Annotated in this window: 16 protein-coding genes and 1 tRNA gene; 6 read left to right on the top strand and 11 right to left on the bottom strand. The window is 64.6% G+C overall.

Features of this window, described 5'->3' with window-relative positions; all coding sequences use genetic code 11:
* Positions 1–3 precede the first annotated feature (3 nt).
* Entirely contained in the window at positions 4–222 is a 219-nt protein-coding gene (locus RT655_RS05700) for a DUF2274 domain-containing protein (protein WP_313535441.1), read from the top strand.
* A gap of 287 nt (positions 223–509) precedes the next feature.
* On the opposite strand, the gene RT655_RS05695 is transcribed toward RT655_RS05700, so the two are convergent.
* Genes RT655_RS05695 through RT655_RS05680 form a run of 4 tightly spaced genes read right to left on the bottom strand, consistent with a single transcriptional unit; the run spans position 510 to position 3799 of the window.
* Positions 510–1415 (bottom strand): plasmid partitioning protein RepB C-terminal domain-containing protein, encoded by a 906-nt coding sequence (locus tag RT655_RS05695; protein ID WP_313535439.1) that lies wholly within the window; start codon positions 1413–1415, stop codon positions 510–512.
* Complete coding sequence (locus RT655_RS05690; RefSeq protein WP_313535437.1) at positions 1412–1726, bottom strand: hypothetical protein; 315 nt, start codon at positions 1724–1726, stop codon at positions 1412–1414. Before RT655_RS05690 ends, RT655_RS05695 begins: the two co-directional genes overlap by 4 nt.
* 25 nt (positions 1727–1751) lie before the next feature.
* A complete protein-coding gene (locus RT655_RS05685) occupies positions 1752–2309 on the bottom strand; it encodes a plasmid partitioning protein RepB C-terminal domain-containing protein (RefSeq protein WP_313535435.1) in 558 nt (185 codons plus the stop codon).
* The gene (locus tag RT655_RS05680; protein ID WP_409530243.1) at positions 2306–3799 is read right to left on the bottom strand and encodes a recombinase family protein; all 1494 of its coding nucleotides are present in this window, start codon (positions 3797–3799) and stop codon (positions 2306–2308) included. The genes RT655_RS05685 and RT655_RS05680 overlap by 4 nt, the downstream gene beginning before the upstream one ends.
* A 186-nt stretch (positions 3800–3985) precedes the next feature.
* Here RT655_RS05680 and RT655_RS05675 point away from each other — a divergent pair, with 186 nt between their 5' ends.
* Entirely contained in the window at positions 3986–4324 is a 339-nt protein-coding gene (locus RT655_RS05675; protein WP_313535431.1) for a hypothetical protein, read from the top strand.
* 176 nt (positions 4325–4500) lie between these two features.
* On the opposite strand, the gene RT655_RS05670 is transcribed toward RT655_RS05675, so the two are convergent.
* The 3 genes from RT655_RS05670 to RT655_RS05660 form a co-directional block, all read right to left on the bottom strand.
* Positions 4501–5733 carry a phage integrase central domain-containing protein gene (locus RT655_RS05670; RefSeq protein ID WP_313535429.1) on the bottom strand — a complete coding sequence of 411 codons (1233 nt, stop codon included), beginning with the start codon at positions 5731–5733 and terminating at the stop codon, positions 4501–4503.
* Between the two features lie 197 nt (positions 5734–5930).
* Positions 5931–6004, bottom strand: a tRNA-Gly gene (locus RT655_RS05665).
* Between the two features lie 167 nt (positions 6005–6171).
* Entirely contained in the window at positions 6172–8928 is a 2757-nt protein-coding gene (locus RT655_RS05660; RefSeq protein ID WP_313535428.1) for a TonB-dependent receptor, read from the bottom strand.
* Positions 8929–9294: 366 nt separating this feature from the next.
* Here RT655_RS05660 and RT655_RS05655 point away from each other — a divergent pair, with 366 nt between their 5' ends.
* From RT655_RS05655 to RT655_RS05640, 4 genes are read left to right on the top strand one after another with little or no spacing between them, the layout of a single operon-like run.
* Positions 9295–10515, top strand: coding sequence for an FAD-dependent oxidoreductase (locus RT655_RS05655; protein WP_313535427.1), 1221 nt, complete (start codon positions 9295–9297; stop codon positions 10513–10515).
* Positions 10516–10572: 57 nt separating this feature from the next.
* Positions 10573–11346, top strand: a complete 774-nt coding sequence (locus RT655_RS05650; RefSeq protein ID WP_313535425.1) for an enoyl-CoA hydratase-related protein — start codon at positions 10573–10575, stop codon at positions 11344–11346.
* Positions 11347–11385: 39 nt separating this feature from the next.
* A complete protein-coding gene (locus RT655_RS05645) occupies positions 11386–12228 on the top strand; it encodes a diacylglycerol kinase family protein (RefSeq protein WP_313535423.1) in 843 nt (280 codons plus the stop codon).
* Positions 12225–12971 carry a metallophosphoesterase gene (locus RT655_RS05640; protein ID WP_313535422.1) on the top strand — a complete coding sequence of 249 codons (747 nt, stop codon included), beginning with the start codon at positions 12225–12227 and terminating at the stop codon, positions 12969–12971. Before RT655_RS05645 ends, RT655_RS05640 begins: the two co-directional genes overlap by 4 nt.
* A gap of 233 nt (positions 12972–13204) precedes the next feature.
* On the opposite strand, the gene rpsI is transcribed toward RT655_RS05640, so the two are convergent.
* From rpsI to RT655_RS05620, 4 genes are all read right to left on the bottom strand, one after another.
* A complete protein-coding gene (gene rpsI, locus RT655_RS05635; protein WP_313535421.1) occupies positions 13205–13783 on the bottom strand; it encodes a 30S ribosomal protein S9 in 579 nt (192 codons plus the stop codon).
* The gene (rplM, locus tag RT655_RS05630; protein ID WP_019369452.1) at positions 13783–14262 is read right to left on the bottom strand and encodes a 50S ribosomal protein L13; all 480 of its coding nucleotides are present in this window, start codon (positions 14260–14262) and stop codon (positions 13783–13785) included. The genes rpsI and rplM overlap by 1 nt, the downstream gene beginning before the upstream one ends.
* A gap of 136 nt (positions 14263–14398) precedes the next feature.
* Positions 14399–14713 carry a divalent-cation tolerance protein CutA gene (gene cutA / locus RT655_RS05625; protein WP_313535419.1) on the bottom strand — a complete coding sequence of 105 codons (315 nt, stop codon included), beginning with the start codon at positions 14711–14713 and terminating at the stop codon, positions 14399–14401.
* A complete protein-coding gene (locus tag RT655_RS05620; protein WP_313535418.1) occupies positions 14710–15738 on the bottom strand; it encodes a COX15/CtaA family protein in 1029 nt (342 codons plus the stop codon). Before RT655_RS05620 ends, cutA begins: the two co-directional genes overlap by 4 nt.
* Between the last annotated feature and the right edge of the window lie 31 nt (positions 15739–15769).

Below are 15769 nucleotides of genomic sequence, written 5' to 3'. Positions count from 1 at the left end.
GACATGCCCGACCTGAAACTCGCCAAGCTGCCGGATCGAAAGCCCGTCAAGCTGGCGATCCACATCACGCCCGACCTGCACCAGCGGCTGCAGGACTATGCTGCGCTATATGCCGAGACCTATGGGCAGAAGGAGGCTGTGACCGATCTGATCCCGGCGATGCTGGCATCCTCCCTCGAGGGCGATCGGGGGTTCGCACGGGGGCGGGGAGCCAGCCGGTGACATCCGGACCAAGCGGCGGAAGGCTCTTTGCTGGCCAGCTTGCAATTTTCGGCGCTGCCCGAAGCATAGCCGATCTCGCGAGAGCGTCAGGTCACATAAGAATGTTCGTCGAAAGAAGCGGAGGGGCGCGTATGGACGCACCCCTCCGCTTCGGCCGGCCTATGACTGCCAGCCTGGCGGGCTCCGTACGGGTTCGCCGTCATCCCCGCCACCGCCCTCGATCCGCCCCACCGTGCGGCGTCTCCGGCGGTCCCCGCGCTTATCGGGTCCGGGTCCCCATCATCCTGCTATTCCGCGGCCTCGGCTACGGGAGCGATTGTTTCGATTTCGCCGATCGTTTGAAGTTCCTTCAGGTATTCGGGCCGGTGCTGCGCGATCCACCGCACGATGCGGTCGTTCCCGAGCAGCGTGCGGACATAGGCACGCGCGACTGTCAGATGCAGCGTGTCGACGCCGTATCGATCTTCGACAGACTTGACCTGCATCTGGAGACCGACAAGCTCGCGCTCCATTCGCGCCATCTGCTCGCTGGAAACGGACGCGGGCCGCTTTGCGGGAACATGCACCAACTGATCTTCGGGCGTGGCCGCGAGCATTGCCTTGGCGAACACGACAGTGAAGTTCTGTTGTCCCGTCATGAGCTCCGCAGCCTCGATCTGCCGTATCGGAGACATGCGCCGGAGGACGTCGAAGACCGCTATCGGGCAGGGCGCGTCTTTCAGGATGTCGATGACTTCGGTGCAGATCCCATTGAGCATCCGCGAGCGCCGATGGATGGATGCAACCTCCAGTCCAAGGGCTTCCGCGATCTTCGCTTCCGGTACGCCCCGCTCGATGGCGCGTCGGACCATGCGATGTTCCTGGATTGCCGCCAGACGATTTATTCGCTTGTTGTAGGTGTAGCTCTCATCATCCGTCGAGACGATGCAATCCACCTCGAGCACTCCAAGATCCCGTAGCGCTTCGATGCGTAGATGACCGTCGAGCAGCAAGAACTTGCCGCTCTGGTTGGGGTTGGGAGCAACCACCGGCGCCTCGACAAGCCCGATCGCCCGGACTGAGCTCATAATCTGGGCGTACTTCTTGCTCTCCTTCACGCCTGGGCGGAGCGCTTTGAGCGGGATCAGGTCTGACAACAGGATCCGCTTGGTTTCGTCCTGGAAGGAAAGCTTGATGGGGTGGCGCGAGGTCATGAGAGGCTCTTCCCATATACACGTGCCGCCAAGGCCCTGGGCATCGTGTCCAGTCCTTCAGCCCTCAGTAGCGTCCCGAAGCTTTCCTCGCTGACGAGATCCTTCAGTGCTTGGATGACGAACAGCAGGCGTGCTTGGGTAAAATCCGACTTCTTTACCAGGACGCGCTGTTTCTCCGCCTCCTGTTGATAGAGGCGTACCATTTCCGTCGCGGTGATGCGCCGCCGTGCGGTGCGCCTTCCCAGACCGCTGTCGGGAACGCCCCGGCGCTGCCGCAGTCGCTGGTCGAGCATTCGGCGAACGGCGCTCAACTTCTTGCCTTTCAGCTTGCCGCCTTCATAGGCTTCGAGAAGCAGGCCCTGCGCATCTTGACTGGGCTCGGGCTATGTCGATGGCCAGGCTCACCGGGATCAGACCGGTCTCCACGGCCGCCAACAGCCGCTCCTCCCCCCGCTCCAGAAGCTGGCCTATCATGTTCGCCCAGCTCGGCGTGCAACCGATCTTCTCCGCAATCTGCACATCGTTGTACCCGCGTCGACGCAAGGATCCGATCTCGTGCATGATGTCGATCGGTCGATGCTGCCGGCGCGCTATGTTCTCGACCAGGCTCATGACCAGGCATTCGTCTTCTTCGGCGTCGATGATGACCGCCGGAATTTCCGACGCTCCGAGCATCCGCAGTGCTTCCAGTCGGCCTTCTCCGCAGATCAGATCGAACGTGTCGCCGTTGCCGGCCGGATTGCGCCGGACCGTCACGGGGCGCTTGAGGCCGATCGCGTCGATATTGTCGACGATCTCGCGATGTTGCCGCCGGTTGCGGGCCCTTGGATTGAGCACGTTGATCCGGTCGATCGGTATCGATGCGATGCGCTGTGCATGGCTTGGAACAGTCATGCCGCCACCGGGAGGCGGATGCGCCTGGCGAGTTCGTAGAGGGGATCGAGCGTGTCAAAACGATAAGCATCGAGCGACAGACCATTTTCCTCAGCAAGACGAACGTCTGCGCTGGCCCGGTCGATGCGGGGGAAAAGATAAAAGTCGAGCGGACCTTCGTTGCGGGCGTCCATCCGGATCGCAACGGTGATGTCTGGTGCAACACCCGTGTCGAAGCGGATATTCCACCGCAGTGACCCCGCCTGGGTCCGCCTGCACCGCGCGATGAGGATCGAGACGGACATCTCGTTGTGCACCATAAGGAGCCCGTCGGCTGAAACGCGGGACACTGGTGCTCCGACCGCTGCGAATCCATCGACGATTTCGTCGATGACCTGCGGGTGCATTCGTCTGAGGGCCTGGTTGATGGCGATGTAGCGATAGTCGCGTCGCGGCCGAGACCCGACCAGGCTGTATGCCCGCAGCAGGCTTCCGAACCGCGAACGATAGCTGCTGCTGGACGGCAAACCGTCAGCTTCGTCGATGATCATCCCGGACAGCAGATTCTCGGCTTGGAACAGGCTTCGAAGGCCCTCCAGCATCTCTTCATCGCTCAGCCGGAACGCACGTGCCCTGATGATCGCCTGTGCAGCTTCGAACAGATCCCTGTCGATCAGCGCAGGGAACGCATCCTCGGCGCGGATCCACATGGCTGGATCATTGCGGACCCGCTTCTTCTTCAGCTTGAAGGAAACGCGGTTCCAGACATTGTTGCCAATGTACTTTTCATTGATGAGTACCTGGTGGACGGCGCCGCGGGTCCAGGGGCGGCCGAGATCCGTGACCAAGCCCCACTCGTTCAGAGCCGCAGCGATATCGCGTTCGCCCTGTCGATCATGCACGAAGGCTCGATAGATCGCGCGGACGATCGCGGATTCGTTCTCCGGACCGGGGGCCAGCACTACGCGGTCGGTCTGGATGCTTTTCTGCTCGCCGCGCTCGAGTGCCCCCTTGATGGCGCCGGATTGGTCGACGAGCATCCGGCGCAGCCCGAAGCCTGCTGGGCCCCCTTGCCGAAAACCGAGTTCGATCAACCTGCATTGGCCGGCGAAAACCTTGGTCGATAGCTCCCTGCTGTACTCGCCCGCCATGGCTCGTTTGACGCCTTTGACGATCGTCGAGATTGGACTTCCATCATTCTCGAACTGTTCGGCGCAATAGTGAACGGCGATCCCAGCGCGACGGCAAATATACTCGTAATAGGCGCTCTCGTCGGCATCCTGAAAACGACCCCACCGGCTGACGTCGTAGACGAGTATTGCTTGGTAGTCTGCGACACCGGCGCTGACATCATCGATGAGGCGTTTGAGTGCATCGCGACCATCGATGCGGAGACCGCTCTTGCCTTCGTCCGCATAGGTTCGAACGATCGAGAACCCTCGGGCGGCGGCATAGTGTCGGATGGCCTCCGCTTGGTTTTCCGTGGAGTAGCGCTGAAGGTCCGTCGACATCCGGACATACTCGGCAGCCCGCATACGGGTCGGTTCGTCGGAATGCTGGGTCTGCGGGACTAGCCAACTCTCCACGCACTGGACCTCACTGTTCATCGTGCGGCGCGGTGCCTGACGATTCCCGGGTTGGTTGAACGCAGGACTGATCCCGCACGTGTGACGACATAGCGGGAAAGGAATGGAAAGGTGTTTCCGAAAACGGGCAGCAATTTACATTCCGGCAGCGGCGAGGCCGATCTGGCGCTACTGATTTCGCAGGCTCTGTTTGCAGAACTGGGTGCAAGCCACCGGGCAACGAAGACGGCGATGGGGTGGACGGGGGCAAGCGAGCGGACTGTCAAACACTGGCTGGCGGCGACCCACGTTCCCCAGGGCAATCACCTCGTGTCGCTGGTACGGCACTCCGATCAGGTGCTCGGCGCCATCCTCACGGCGGCGGGTCGCGGAGATCTGCGGATTTCGCTGGAGTTGAACTTGGTGCGGACCAAGCTTCTGGAACTTGCCGCGCTGCTTGAATGCGCTTGAAACAGCGTGGGTCCCTTTGGTCAGTACGTCGAGAATCAAATGCGTATCAGGCCACGGAAAGTAAGAGAATGGTTCGGCGGGCGAGGTGTACCTCCGGAGGGACCATCGAGGTGAGCAGTGTATCGTTGGGGCATTCGTCATGGTTGCGGCCATCGCGAGCCCTGTAAGCGCAGCGTCTAAGAGGCCAAAGCTTCCGGAAAAGGGAGGATAGTTGCTCCGCATCGTAAGCTGTCCAGCAGGTTCGACCACCACTGTGCCATAGCCACGCGCTCCTTCCAGTGGGTACCGCGATGATAGGCCGCACCCACCTTGTCGGTATCGCCATGCGCCAGCGCGCGTTCGATCGCGTCGTAGGACCACTTGCCGGACTCGTTCAGCAGGGTGCTGGCCATCGCCCTGAAGCCGTGTGCCGTCATTTCGCTGCTGGCGTAGCCGAGGCGGCGGAGCGCCGCATTGAGGGTGTTGTCCGACATCGGCCGCGTGCGCGACCGCATGGACGGGAATACATAGCCGTTTGACCCTGTGATCGACCAAATCTCCAGCAGGATGGCGATCGACTGGGTCGAGAGCGGGACGTGATGCGGCTTGCGCATCTTCATCTTCTCGGCCGGGATGGTCCACACTGCGGCGTCGAAGTCGATCTCGTCCCATCGTGCGTGACGTAGTTCGCCGGGCCGCACGAACACATGCGGCGCCAGTTGCAGCGCCCATTTAGTCATGCCCTGGCCCTCATAGGCGTCGATTGCACGCAGCAGCTTGCCAACGTCCTTCGCCTCGGTGACCGCGCCGTAGTGCTTGAGGGTTGGTGTCAGCAGCGCGCCGCGCAGGTCTCTCGTCGGGTCCGACTTCAATCGGGCGGTGGCGACGGCATAGCGAAATACGGCGCCGGCTAGCTGCAGGGTACGCCGCGCGCTTTCCAGCTTGCCACGCTTTTCGATCTTTCGAATCGCGGTTAGCGCGTCGATGGGCTCGATCTCATGAACCGGCATTGTGCCGATGGAGGTGTCGAGCAGACTGAGGAGATATTCGCAGCGTGCAGCGGTGGAGGGCGCCCACGCCCGGTCACCGTCGCGCCGCCGCTTCGAGCAATATTCGTTGGCGATGCGAGTGAAGGTGTTTTCCGCCAGTGCTTCGGCCCGAATTCTCTCGCGCTGCTTCTGCAGAACAGGGTCCTTCCCCTCGGCAAGGACCTCGCGCGCGTCATCGCGCAGTTTACGCGCGTCGCGCAGGCTGACCTCCGAGTAGGAACCGAAGCTGAGCTTCTTCTCCAGGCCACGGTGTCTGAACTTCATCCGCCAGAGGCGGGAGCCGGACGGCGATACGATGAGGTAGAGGCCCAACTCGTCATAAAGCTTGTAGGCCTTTTCGCGGGTCTTGGCCTTGCGGATCGCCATATCACTCAACGGCATGGTTCGGACCTCTCGTCCCGAGGCCCCACCACTGTGGGGCCTCGTGCAAAAAAGTGGGGCCCGCGATTTTTGAGAAGGCCCCATCTGCAGTTGCGATTTGATGAGATGAGACGAGCGATCACGAACCGGACAGCCCGAAAAATACTGCAGATTTCCGCGGTTTACAAAGCGGTATGGGATTTCCTGGGATCGGAAAATGGAGCGGGTGAAGGGAATCGAACCCTCGTCGTAAGCTTGGGAAGCTTCTGCTCTACCATTGAGCTACACCCGCAATTGGTCGAAAGGAATCGACGTCTTGCCGCTGCCGCCGAGCTGGTCTGTCATCGGCGGCTGGTGAAGCGCCAAATAGCGGCGTGGAGCCTTGCTGGCAATGGCCTACGTTGCGATCGCCTTGCGTCGATACCGCCCCCGCGCCGCAGCGAGGGGGCGGTGCGGGGTTCAGAACTGGATGCGGCCGCCCAGGCTGATGCGGCTGCCGGACAGCTCGTAGGTCGCCGGGAACGACGGATCCATCGTATAGCCCTTGGTCTTGGCGTTTCCGACGTTGATCCCGTGCAGCTCGACACGAACGTTGCTCGTCACCTGGTAGCTCGCAGCGACGTCGAACTGGCCATAGGCCGAGCGGTAGACCGGATAGAAGTTGCGCTCGATCCGCTCCACATAGGCACCCTTCCAATTGTACGAGCCGCGGATCGAGAACGGTCCCTTGTCGTAGAACAGCGTGGCATTGTAGGTATTGTCGGACAGGCCGATCGGCGCGGTCGGGATCTGAAGGTCCGACTGGCCGGTCAGCGAGCTGTCGAGGAAGGTATAGTTGGCGTTGACGCCGAAGCCGTCGAGCCAGCGCACCAGCATGCCGAACGGCACCACCGCGTTCAGCTCGACGCCGCTGACCTTGTACGATCCCTCGGCGTTGACCGGCTGGTAGACGTCGAAGGCATAGACTCCGTCGATCGTGCCGTTGGCATTGTACTTGGTCACGTTCGGCACCGTGCCGGTCAGCTTGTTGACCACCACGCCCTTGATCTTCTTCCAGAAATAGGACGCCGCGAGGATGCCGCCGTCTCCGACATATTTCTCGATGCCGACTTCCCACTGGTCGGCATAGGTTGGCTTCAGGTCCGGATTGCCGTCCGAATAGCGGAAGTCGTTGAAGCTGGCGGTGCGCTTGTAGGCGAGGTTGGTCAGCGCCGGGCGGATCAGCGTCTGCGAGGCGGCGGCGCGCAGATAGAGGCTGTCGGTCAGCTCGGCACGGGCGTTCAGCGCCGGCAGCAGCTTGCTGTAGCGGCCTTCGCTCGACACCGGGGCATCGGTGAGGCCGGTCGAGCCGTTGGGCTTCTGCACCTGGTGGAAGCCTTCCGACCGCACCGTCGTTCGCACATAGCGCGCGCCCAGGTTGACGAACACCGGCACCGCGACGTCGAACTCGAAATCCACCATGCCATAGCCGGCCCAGCTCGTCTCGCGGACCTTGTAATATTGGCCCGGATCGAACGGCGTGACGAAGCCCTGCGGACGGTAGAAGCTGCGCGCATAGTCGTTCGACACCTGCGACCAGCTGAGGTCGCGCGCCTGATAGGGCTTGCCGCCGGCGATGGCGGTCACGGCCTCCAGCGGGTTGTCCGCCAGCGTGCGCTTGTTGACATAGGCGGTGCTGCCGCGCGTCGGGCCCTGGATCTTCTCCTCGCCATAGTCGCGCTCGTTGGTCTTGCTGGTGTAGCGCGCGCCGACATTGACGCGCTTCAGCGCCTCGAACCCGGTGAAATCGGCCACATAGGTGACGTCGGCCTGCGCGGCATATTTGTCGTCCTTGATCCGCTCCAGCGTGGTCTCATAGGCTTCGAACAGATAGGCGGCCGGCGTATTGTACATGTCGATCGACTTGGGATTGTCGCTCTTGATCGTCTCGCCGCCGGTCGCGGTGTAGCGGGTGCGCGACGGGGCGTAGGCAACGTGCTTTAGATTGGCATAGTCGCGCGTCTTCTTGGCGCCCGAATAGCCGCCGAGCACGTTGATCTGCCACCGGCCGGTTTCCCAGTTCAGCTCGCCGCCGAACTGGCGATAATCGGTATCGTTGCGATACTGCTTGCTCAGGAATTCATGCTGGGTGTTGGTGTAGGCGACGTCGCGCAGCACGACGATGCCGGACTGCGACAGCGTCGTCTTGTCGGCATCGTAGATCCGTTCGAGCGTCGAGTTGCTCGAGGCCGAATAGCCGGCGGCGTCATATTCGTCCTCGACCGTGTCGTAGGAACCGACGAACGCATCGACACTTAGCGAGAACTTGTCGCTCGGCTTGTACTGCACCGCGCCCGAGACGCCGAGGCGATCCTGGTCGTTGAAGTAGACGCGGTCGCCCACCTTGTCGAGGAACACGATCCGGTTCTTGTCGGCGTCCGAATAGGTCACGCCCGCATCGCGTGCGAGGACCGCGATCGCCTGATTGCGGTTGGTCCCCGCCTTTTCGGTCCAGCGCGCGATCGGGCGGAAGTTGATGCCCGAATTGCTGTCGGTGCGGTTGCTGCGCTTCTGCTTGGCGACCGAGACCAGGACGCCGAAATCGCCGAAGGTGTTGCTGGCGAGCACCGAGAAGTTCGGATCGACCTTCTCCGAGATCGAGTTGTACGCACCCTCGGCGCTGCCGACGAGGCGGAAGCCGGGCGTGTCGAAGGGCCGCGCGGTGCGGATTGCGACCGAGCCGGCAATGCCGCCTTCCTCGTCGGACGCGCGGGGAGACTTTTGGACGGTCACCGACTGGATCAGTTCCGAGGCGAAGATGTCGAACTCGACATCGCGGCCGCCCGAGCCCGAGGCGGTGGCCAGCTTGTTGATCGAGACGAAGGTGAATTCGCTGGGCAGGCCGCGGACGTTGACGCGGGTGCCAAGCCCCTTGTTGCGCTCGATCGTCACGCCCGGCACGCGCTGCAGCGCCTCGGACAGGTTCTGGTCGGGGAAATCGGCGATGTCAGTGGCGACGATCGAATCCGAGAACCCGACATTCTCGCGCTTGAGCTCGATCGCTCCCTGCAGGCTGCGGCGATAGCCCGAGACGACGATCTCCTCGCCCGCTTCGGCCTGGCCCGATTCGACGCTATCGCTGGTCTGCGCGGCGGCAGGCATGGCGAGCAGCGCAGCGACGGCAGCGCCGGTGAGAAGCGCGGCATTGCGGCGCCATGTCGTGACATTCTGGTACATGATTCCCCCTGATGTTGCGTGAATGCGCGCAGGCCCGCGCGCGATCGCGGGATCGCACGTTGGGCAGCGCTCGCTGATGCATGGTGCCGATGGCGCGGGGGCAATCCGGAATGCCCGCCGCGGCGCAGCCTCAGCCCCTCAGCTGTGCCGTCGAACCGCCTGATATCGCTGTATTCAACTCCACCCCTCCCGCGACGCCGGGTGGTCAAGAGTTATGACGTGAACATTACGTAACAAAGATTTTTCGCGAACGCTGCCGCTCGCGCCGCGTGATCTCCCCGATGCGATACGGCCTCGCGCGCGCGTGGCCCGCCGGATAGGGTGGGGCGCGGGCAGCGGGTCTGCGGGGCGCACGGAGAGAGCAGGTTGGACGGGTTCGATATTCTGATCGTCGGGAGCGGGCATGGCGGGGCACAATGCGCGTTGGCGCTGCGGCAAGCGGGGTTTGCGGGCACGCTGGCCGTAATCGGGGAGGATCCCGAGCTACCCTATGAGCGGCCGCCGCTCTCCAAGGACTATCTGAAAGGCGAGAAGAGTTTCGAGCGCATCCTGATCCGCGCGCCCGCTTTCTGGGAGGAGCGGGCGGTGGCCATGCTGGCCGGCCGGCGCGTGGTCGCGGTCGATCCGGTGGCGAAAACGGTCACCGACGCGGCCGGCACACAGATCGGCTATGGCGCGCTGGTCTGGTCGGCGGGCGGCAGTGCGCGACGGCTGACGTGCAGCGGGCATGATCTTGCGGGCGTCCATGCGATCCGCACCCGCCGCGACGTCGACCAGTTGCTCGCCCAACTGCCTGCCACCGAGCGGATCGTGGTGATCGGGGGCGGCTATATCGGGCTGGAGGCGGCGGCCGCGCTGATCAAGGCGGACAAGCAGGTGGTGGTGTTGGAGGCGATGGAGCGGGTGCTCGCCCGCGTCGCCGGGGAACCGCTGTCGCGCTTCTACGAAGCCGAGCATCGTGCGCACGGGGTGGAGATCCGCACCGGCGCGCTGGTCGAGTGCTTGGAGGAGCAGGACGGGCGCGTCTGCGGCGTGCGGCTTGCGGGGGGCGAGGTGTTGCCGACGGACATGGTGATCGTCGGCATCGGCATCGTCCCCGAAGTGGCGCCATTGCTCGAAGCCGGCGCAGCGGGCGGCAATGGCGTGCGGGTCGATGCGCAGTGCCGTACCAGCCTGCCCGACATCTATGCGATCGGCGACTGCGCGCTGCATGTGAACGCCTATGCCGACGGCGCCGAGATCCGGCTGGAATCGGTGCAGAATGCCAATGATCAGGCGAATGTCGTCGCCAAGCTGCTGACCGGACAGGACGCGCATTATGACGCGGTACCCTGGTTCTGGTCGAACCAGTACGACCTCAAGCTGCAGACCGTCGGCCTGTCGATTGGGCACGATGCGACGGTGCTGCGCGGTGATCCGGCGGCGCGGTCCTTTTCAGTGGTCTATCTGAAGCAGGGGCGGGTGATCGCGCTCGACTGCGTCAACGCCATCCGCGATTATGTGCAGGGCAAGCGGCTGGTCGCCGAGCGGATGACGGTCGATCCTGCAGTGCTCGCCGATCCGGCGACGGTGCTCAAGGAGCTTTGAGTTGCGCAAGGCCGTGCGCGCGGGCATCCCTTCTTCCAACCAGAAGGAGAAGTGAGGATGTCCGACGCGCCGGTGCTGCTTGCGATGGAAGGCGATGTCGCGGTGGTGCGCCTGAACCGCCCCGAACGGCTCAACGCGCTCACCCCCGACATGCTCGATCTGCTCGCGGCGACGCTACGGCGCGCGGGCGAAGACGGCGCGCGGGCGGTGCTGCTCACCGGCGAGGGGCGGGCGTTCTGCGCGGGCGCCGATCTCACCGCCAGCGTCGGCATGCGCGATTCGGGCGAGGCGCTGCGCCGTCACTATAACCCGGTGATCGCGACGATGGCCGAGCTGCCGATCCCGATCGTCGCCGCGGTCAACGGCGCGGCGGCGGGGGCGGGGGCCTCGATCGCGCTCGCCGCAGATATCGTGGTGATGGCGCAGTCGGCCTATCTGCTGCTTGCCTTCGCCAATATCGGGCTGGTCCCCGATGCCGGCGCGACCTGGTTGATCGGCAAGGCGGCGGGCCGCGCGCGGCTGCTCGAGATGGCACTGCTCGGCGAGCGGATGCTGGCCGAGGAGGCGCTCGCCAACGGGCTCGTTACCCGCGTCGTGGAGGATGGCGGGCTGATGCAGGTGTCGCACGGGCTGGCCACCAAGCTGGCGGGGATGCCCACGGTTGCCCTGGGGCTGATCCGCAAGCAGGTGAACGTGGCGCTCTCCGGCACGCTGGCCGAGACGATGGAGATCGAGGCCGATCACCAGAGCATCGCGGCAAAGACCGAGGATTGCCGCGAGGCGATTGCCGCGTTCCTCGAAAAACGCGAGGCGCATTTTACCGGCCGCTGAGCGACGCCACGAAATCGGTTCTCGGGCGTTACGAGGGCCATGCAGACGCTCTGGTTCATCACCAACCCGAATTCCGGCACCACCTCGCAGGCCAAATGCGATGCGATGGAGGCGGTGTTCGAGGAACGCGGGCTTACGCTCGCCGGCCGCACCTATTTCCCGCAGGACACGCTGCCCGAAGGCGCTGCGCTCGATGCGGCGGGGGTGGATACGGTGGTGCTGTTCGCCGGCGACGGCACGATCAACGCGGCACTGCGTGCGCTGGCGGAATGGGAAGGCGCGTTCCTGATCCTGCCCGGCGGGACGATGAACCTGCTCGCCAAGGCGCTGCACGACGAGACCGATCCCCACAAGATCCTCCACGCCGCGCATGGCTGCGATCGGCGTGTGGCGCTGCCTTATGTCATCGCGGGCGAGCACCGCGCGTTCGTCGGCCTGATCCTCGGGCCGGCGGCGAGCTGGTTCCGCGCGCGCGAAGTCGTGCGCAAGGGGCGGTTCGGCCGGCTGGCCGCGGCGGTGCGCGGTGCGTGGCGTGCTACCTTCCATCGGCGCGGGGTGCGGGTGCAGGGTGCACGCGCACTCGGCGACCGCTACCAGGCCGTGTTCGTCACCCCCACGCTGAACGGGCTGGAAGTGGCCGCGGTCGATGCGCGCGACTGGGGCTCGATCGCGCAGCTCGGCTGGGAGTGGGTGACCGGCGACTGGGTGGCAGCGCGGGCGGTGACCGAAGGCCGCACCGAGCAACTGCGCCTTGCCGAGCGCAAGCCGGTGCTGGCGCTGTTCGATGGCGAGCCCGAGACGCTGGATCCCGGCACCGAGATCCGCGCTGGACGCAGCCTGGAGACGTTTATCGCCACGCGCGCCGAGGTGCTTGCCGCATGACGCGCTTCTTTCATGTCAGCGACGTCCATTTCGGCCGCGAGAATCGCGAGGCGGTCGATTGGTTCAATGCCAAGGTGCGCGACGAGAAGCCCGCCGCGCTGATCATGACCGGCGACCTCACCATGCGCGCGCGCGCCAAGGAATTCGCCGCTGCCGCCGAATGGCTGGAGAGCCTGGCGGTGCCGACAACGGTGGAAGTGGGGAACCACGACCTGCCCTATTTCAACCCCTTCGCGCGGATGGCGATGCCATATCGCCGCTACCGCGCACTGGAGCGGATGATCGAGCGCCCGCTCGACATTCGCGGCGTCTCGATCGTGCCGCTCAAGACCACGGCGCGCTTCCAGTTCCGCACCAATTGGTCGAAGGGCCATGTCAGCCGTCACGCGCTGCAGAAGTCGCTGGCATTGGCCGAGGCGGTGCCGGCCGGCGGGCTGGTGTTTGTCGCCGCGCATCATCCGCTGGTCGAGGCGGGCACCCGCGCCACCTCGCGTACCCGCGGCGGACGGCAGGCGCTCGAGGCGCTGGCGCAGGCAGGCGCGAATGCGGTGCTGACCGGGCATGTCCACGATCCGTTCGACATCGAACATCCCGTCGGCGACCGCACGGTGCGGCTGATCGGCGCGGGCACGCTATCCGAACGCACCCGCGACCAGCCGCCGTCGTTCAACGAAATCACCATCGACGGCACCAGTTTCTCTACACGCGCTCGCTTTCTCGGCGAACCTAGCGTCGCGCTGTAGCAATATTGAAAGGGCCGGTGCCTATGCGCTGCTGACGCCGTGGCGGGCGGCGCTCCTCGGTCGCCAGTTTCGGCGCGCACTGCGAATCGCTGCACGCCGTCCCCTTGGGGAGGCGCCGTAGAGTTTGCGATCGGCCAGCAGGGACATGCTTCGACCTCGATACCCCGCTTGACCAACGAAAAAGGGCGGCCCGTTGCCGGACCGCCCCTTGTTCCTGGCCGAAGCCGAGACGCTTAGCGCTTCGAGAACTGGAAGCTGCGGCGGGCCTTGGCCTTGCCGTACTTCTTACGCTCGACAGCGCGGCTGTCGCGGGTCAGGAAGCCGGCCTTCTTCACCGCGGAACGCAGCACCGGCTCATACTTGGTCAGCGCCTGCGAGATGCCGTGCTTCACGGCACCGGCCTGACCGGACAGACCGCCGCCCTTGACGGTGCAGATCACGTCATACTGACCTTCACGCTCGGCGACACCGAACACCTGGTTGATGACGAGACGCAGCGTCGGACGCGCGAAATAGATTTCCTGGTCACGACCGTTGATCGTGATCTTGCCCGTGCCCGGCTTCAGCCAGACGCGCGCGACGGCGTCCTTACGACGACCGGTGGCATAGGCGCGACCATATTGGTCCAGCTCCTGCGCGCGCAGCGGCATGGTCGGCGCGGCCGGCTCGTCGATCTGGCCGGCGAGATAGGCGTCGGCAGCAGCGGCGTCGGTAGCCGGCGCGGCGGCAGCGGCCTGGCCTTCGGTCGGCGCGGCGGGCTGCTGGCCCAGCGCTGCACCCAGGTCGGAAAGCGACTGGCGGTTGTCAGACATTATGCACCCACCTTGTTCTTGCGGCTCATGCCGGCGATGTCGAGAACCTCGGGGTTCTGAGCTTCATGCGGATGCTCCGAACCGGCGAAGATGCGCAGGTTGCGCATCTGCTGGCGACCGAGCGGACCGCGCGGGATCATGCGCTCCACGGCCTTCTCCAGAACGCGCTCCGGGAAGCGGCCTTCGAGAACCTTGGCGGCGGTGATGCCCTTGATGCCGCCCGCATAGCCGGTGTGCTTGTAGTACACCTTCTGGCCGAGCTTCTTGCCGGTGAAACGGATCTTGTCCGCGTTGATCACGATGACATTGTCACCGCAGTCGACGTGCGGGGTGAAGCTGGTCTTGTGCTTGCCGCGCAGGACGTTTGCGATCACCACCGCTGCACGACCGACGACGAGCCCTTCGGCGTCGACGATGTGCCACTTCTTCTCCACCTCGGCCGGCTTGGCCGACTTGGTGGTCTTCATCAGCGCCTTCATGGCCTGTGACCTTTCGCGTAGGAAATGCATACGCGCCACCGTTGCCGGCAGCGCGATCGAGCTCCCAATGACGATAGGGGCGCTGAAAGTCAAGAAATGCGTGGGTTTGCTGACGGGTAAAATGATACCTGTCGGTTCAGCTGGTTTCTTCGGCGATCCAGCGGGCGACGGCGGGGCCCGCCTCGACGGGCCATTGCTCGATCACCGGCAGGTCGTAGCCATGGATCGCCGCGATCCGCTCGCGCAGGCGGCGTGTGAGGGCGGGGCGGGTCTTGAACAGCGCCGGCACTTCCTCGCCGCGCTCGATGCCGCCCTGCCAGCGGTAGATCGAGATGCAGGGCGCGAGAATGTTGACGCAGGCGGCAAGCTGCTCGGCGAGCACCGTCTCCGCCACCCGCTCGGCAACGGCGCGGCTGGCGAAGGTGACGTAGAGCAGCGCGGTGTCGCTCACCGGGTGCGGCCGACGGCGTGGACGCCCCACACGGTCGCGCAGACCAGCAGCGCGCCGACCAGCTGGTGGGTCGCGGCGACATGGAGGTTCACGCCGGTCATCACCGTGGCGATGCCGAGCAGGATCTGGATGCCGAAGGCCGAGTGGATCGCGATCGAGGCGCGACGATCGCCGGCGGCCTTGGCCTTGCGGGCGAGGACGATCAGCCCGGCGACCACCACCCAGGCCCACCAGCGATGGATGAAGTGGACGATCGCCGGATCGTACAGCGCGGCGTGGAGCGGGCTTTCGCCGATCTGGCTGACGCCGGGGAAGAAATGGTCGTTCATCAGCGGCCACTGGTTGGTTACCAGCCCCGCATCGAGCCCAGCGACAAGGGCGCCGTAGAAGAGCTGGATCGCCAGCAGCACCAGCACGCCGGTGCCCAGGTCAGTGAGCCGGGCCGGGCGCTCGGCATGGTTGGCGGCGAGCGCGCGCAGGTCGAGCATCGTCCAGACGATGCCGCCCAGCGTGAACAGCGCGGTCATCAGGTGGGTCGCCAGCCAGAAATGGCTGACCGAGGTGCGGGTGTGGTTCAGCCCCGACTTGACCATCCACCAGCCGAACGCGCCCTGCAGCCCGCCCAGCGCGAGCAGCGCGACCAGCCGCCAGCCATAGCCCTGCGGGATCTGCTTGCGGAGCCAGAACCACAGCAGCGGCAGCGCGAACACCATGCCGATCAGCCGGCCGAGCAGGCGGTGGATATATTCCCAGAAGAAGATGCTCTTGAACCCGGCGAGCGTCATGCCCTGGTTGAGCTGCTCATATTGGCCGATCTGCTTGTAATGGTCGAACTCGGCCTGCCACTGCGCGTCGTTGAGCGGCGGGATGATCCCCGAGATCGGCTTCCATTCGGTGATCGACAGGCCGGATTCGGTCAGCCGGGTAATGCCCCCCACTACAACCATCGCGACGATCATCGCAGCGACGACGAACAGCCAGTGCGCGAGCGCGCGGGGGCGGGCGGTTAGGGGGAGAATGGTCATTTTCAGCACGTACCGCGATGTACGCGCTCGG

The sequence above is a fragment of the Sphingomonas sp. genome, assembly GCF_032114135.1.
In the GTDB taxonomy this organism is placed as follows: Bacteria; Pseudomonadota; Alphaproteobacteria; order Sphingomonadales; family Sphingomonadaceae; genus Sphingomonas.
Note: the sequence above shows the minus strand (reverse complement) of the source record. Positions and strands in the feature narration are given on the sequence as shown.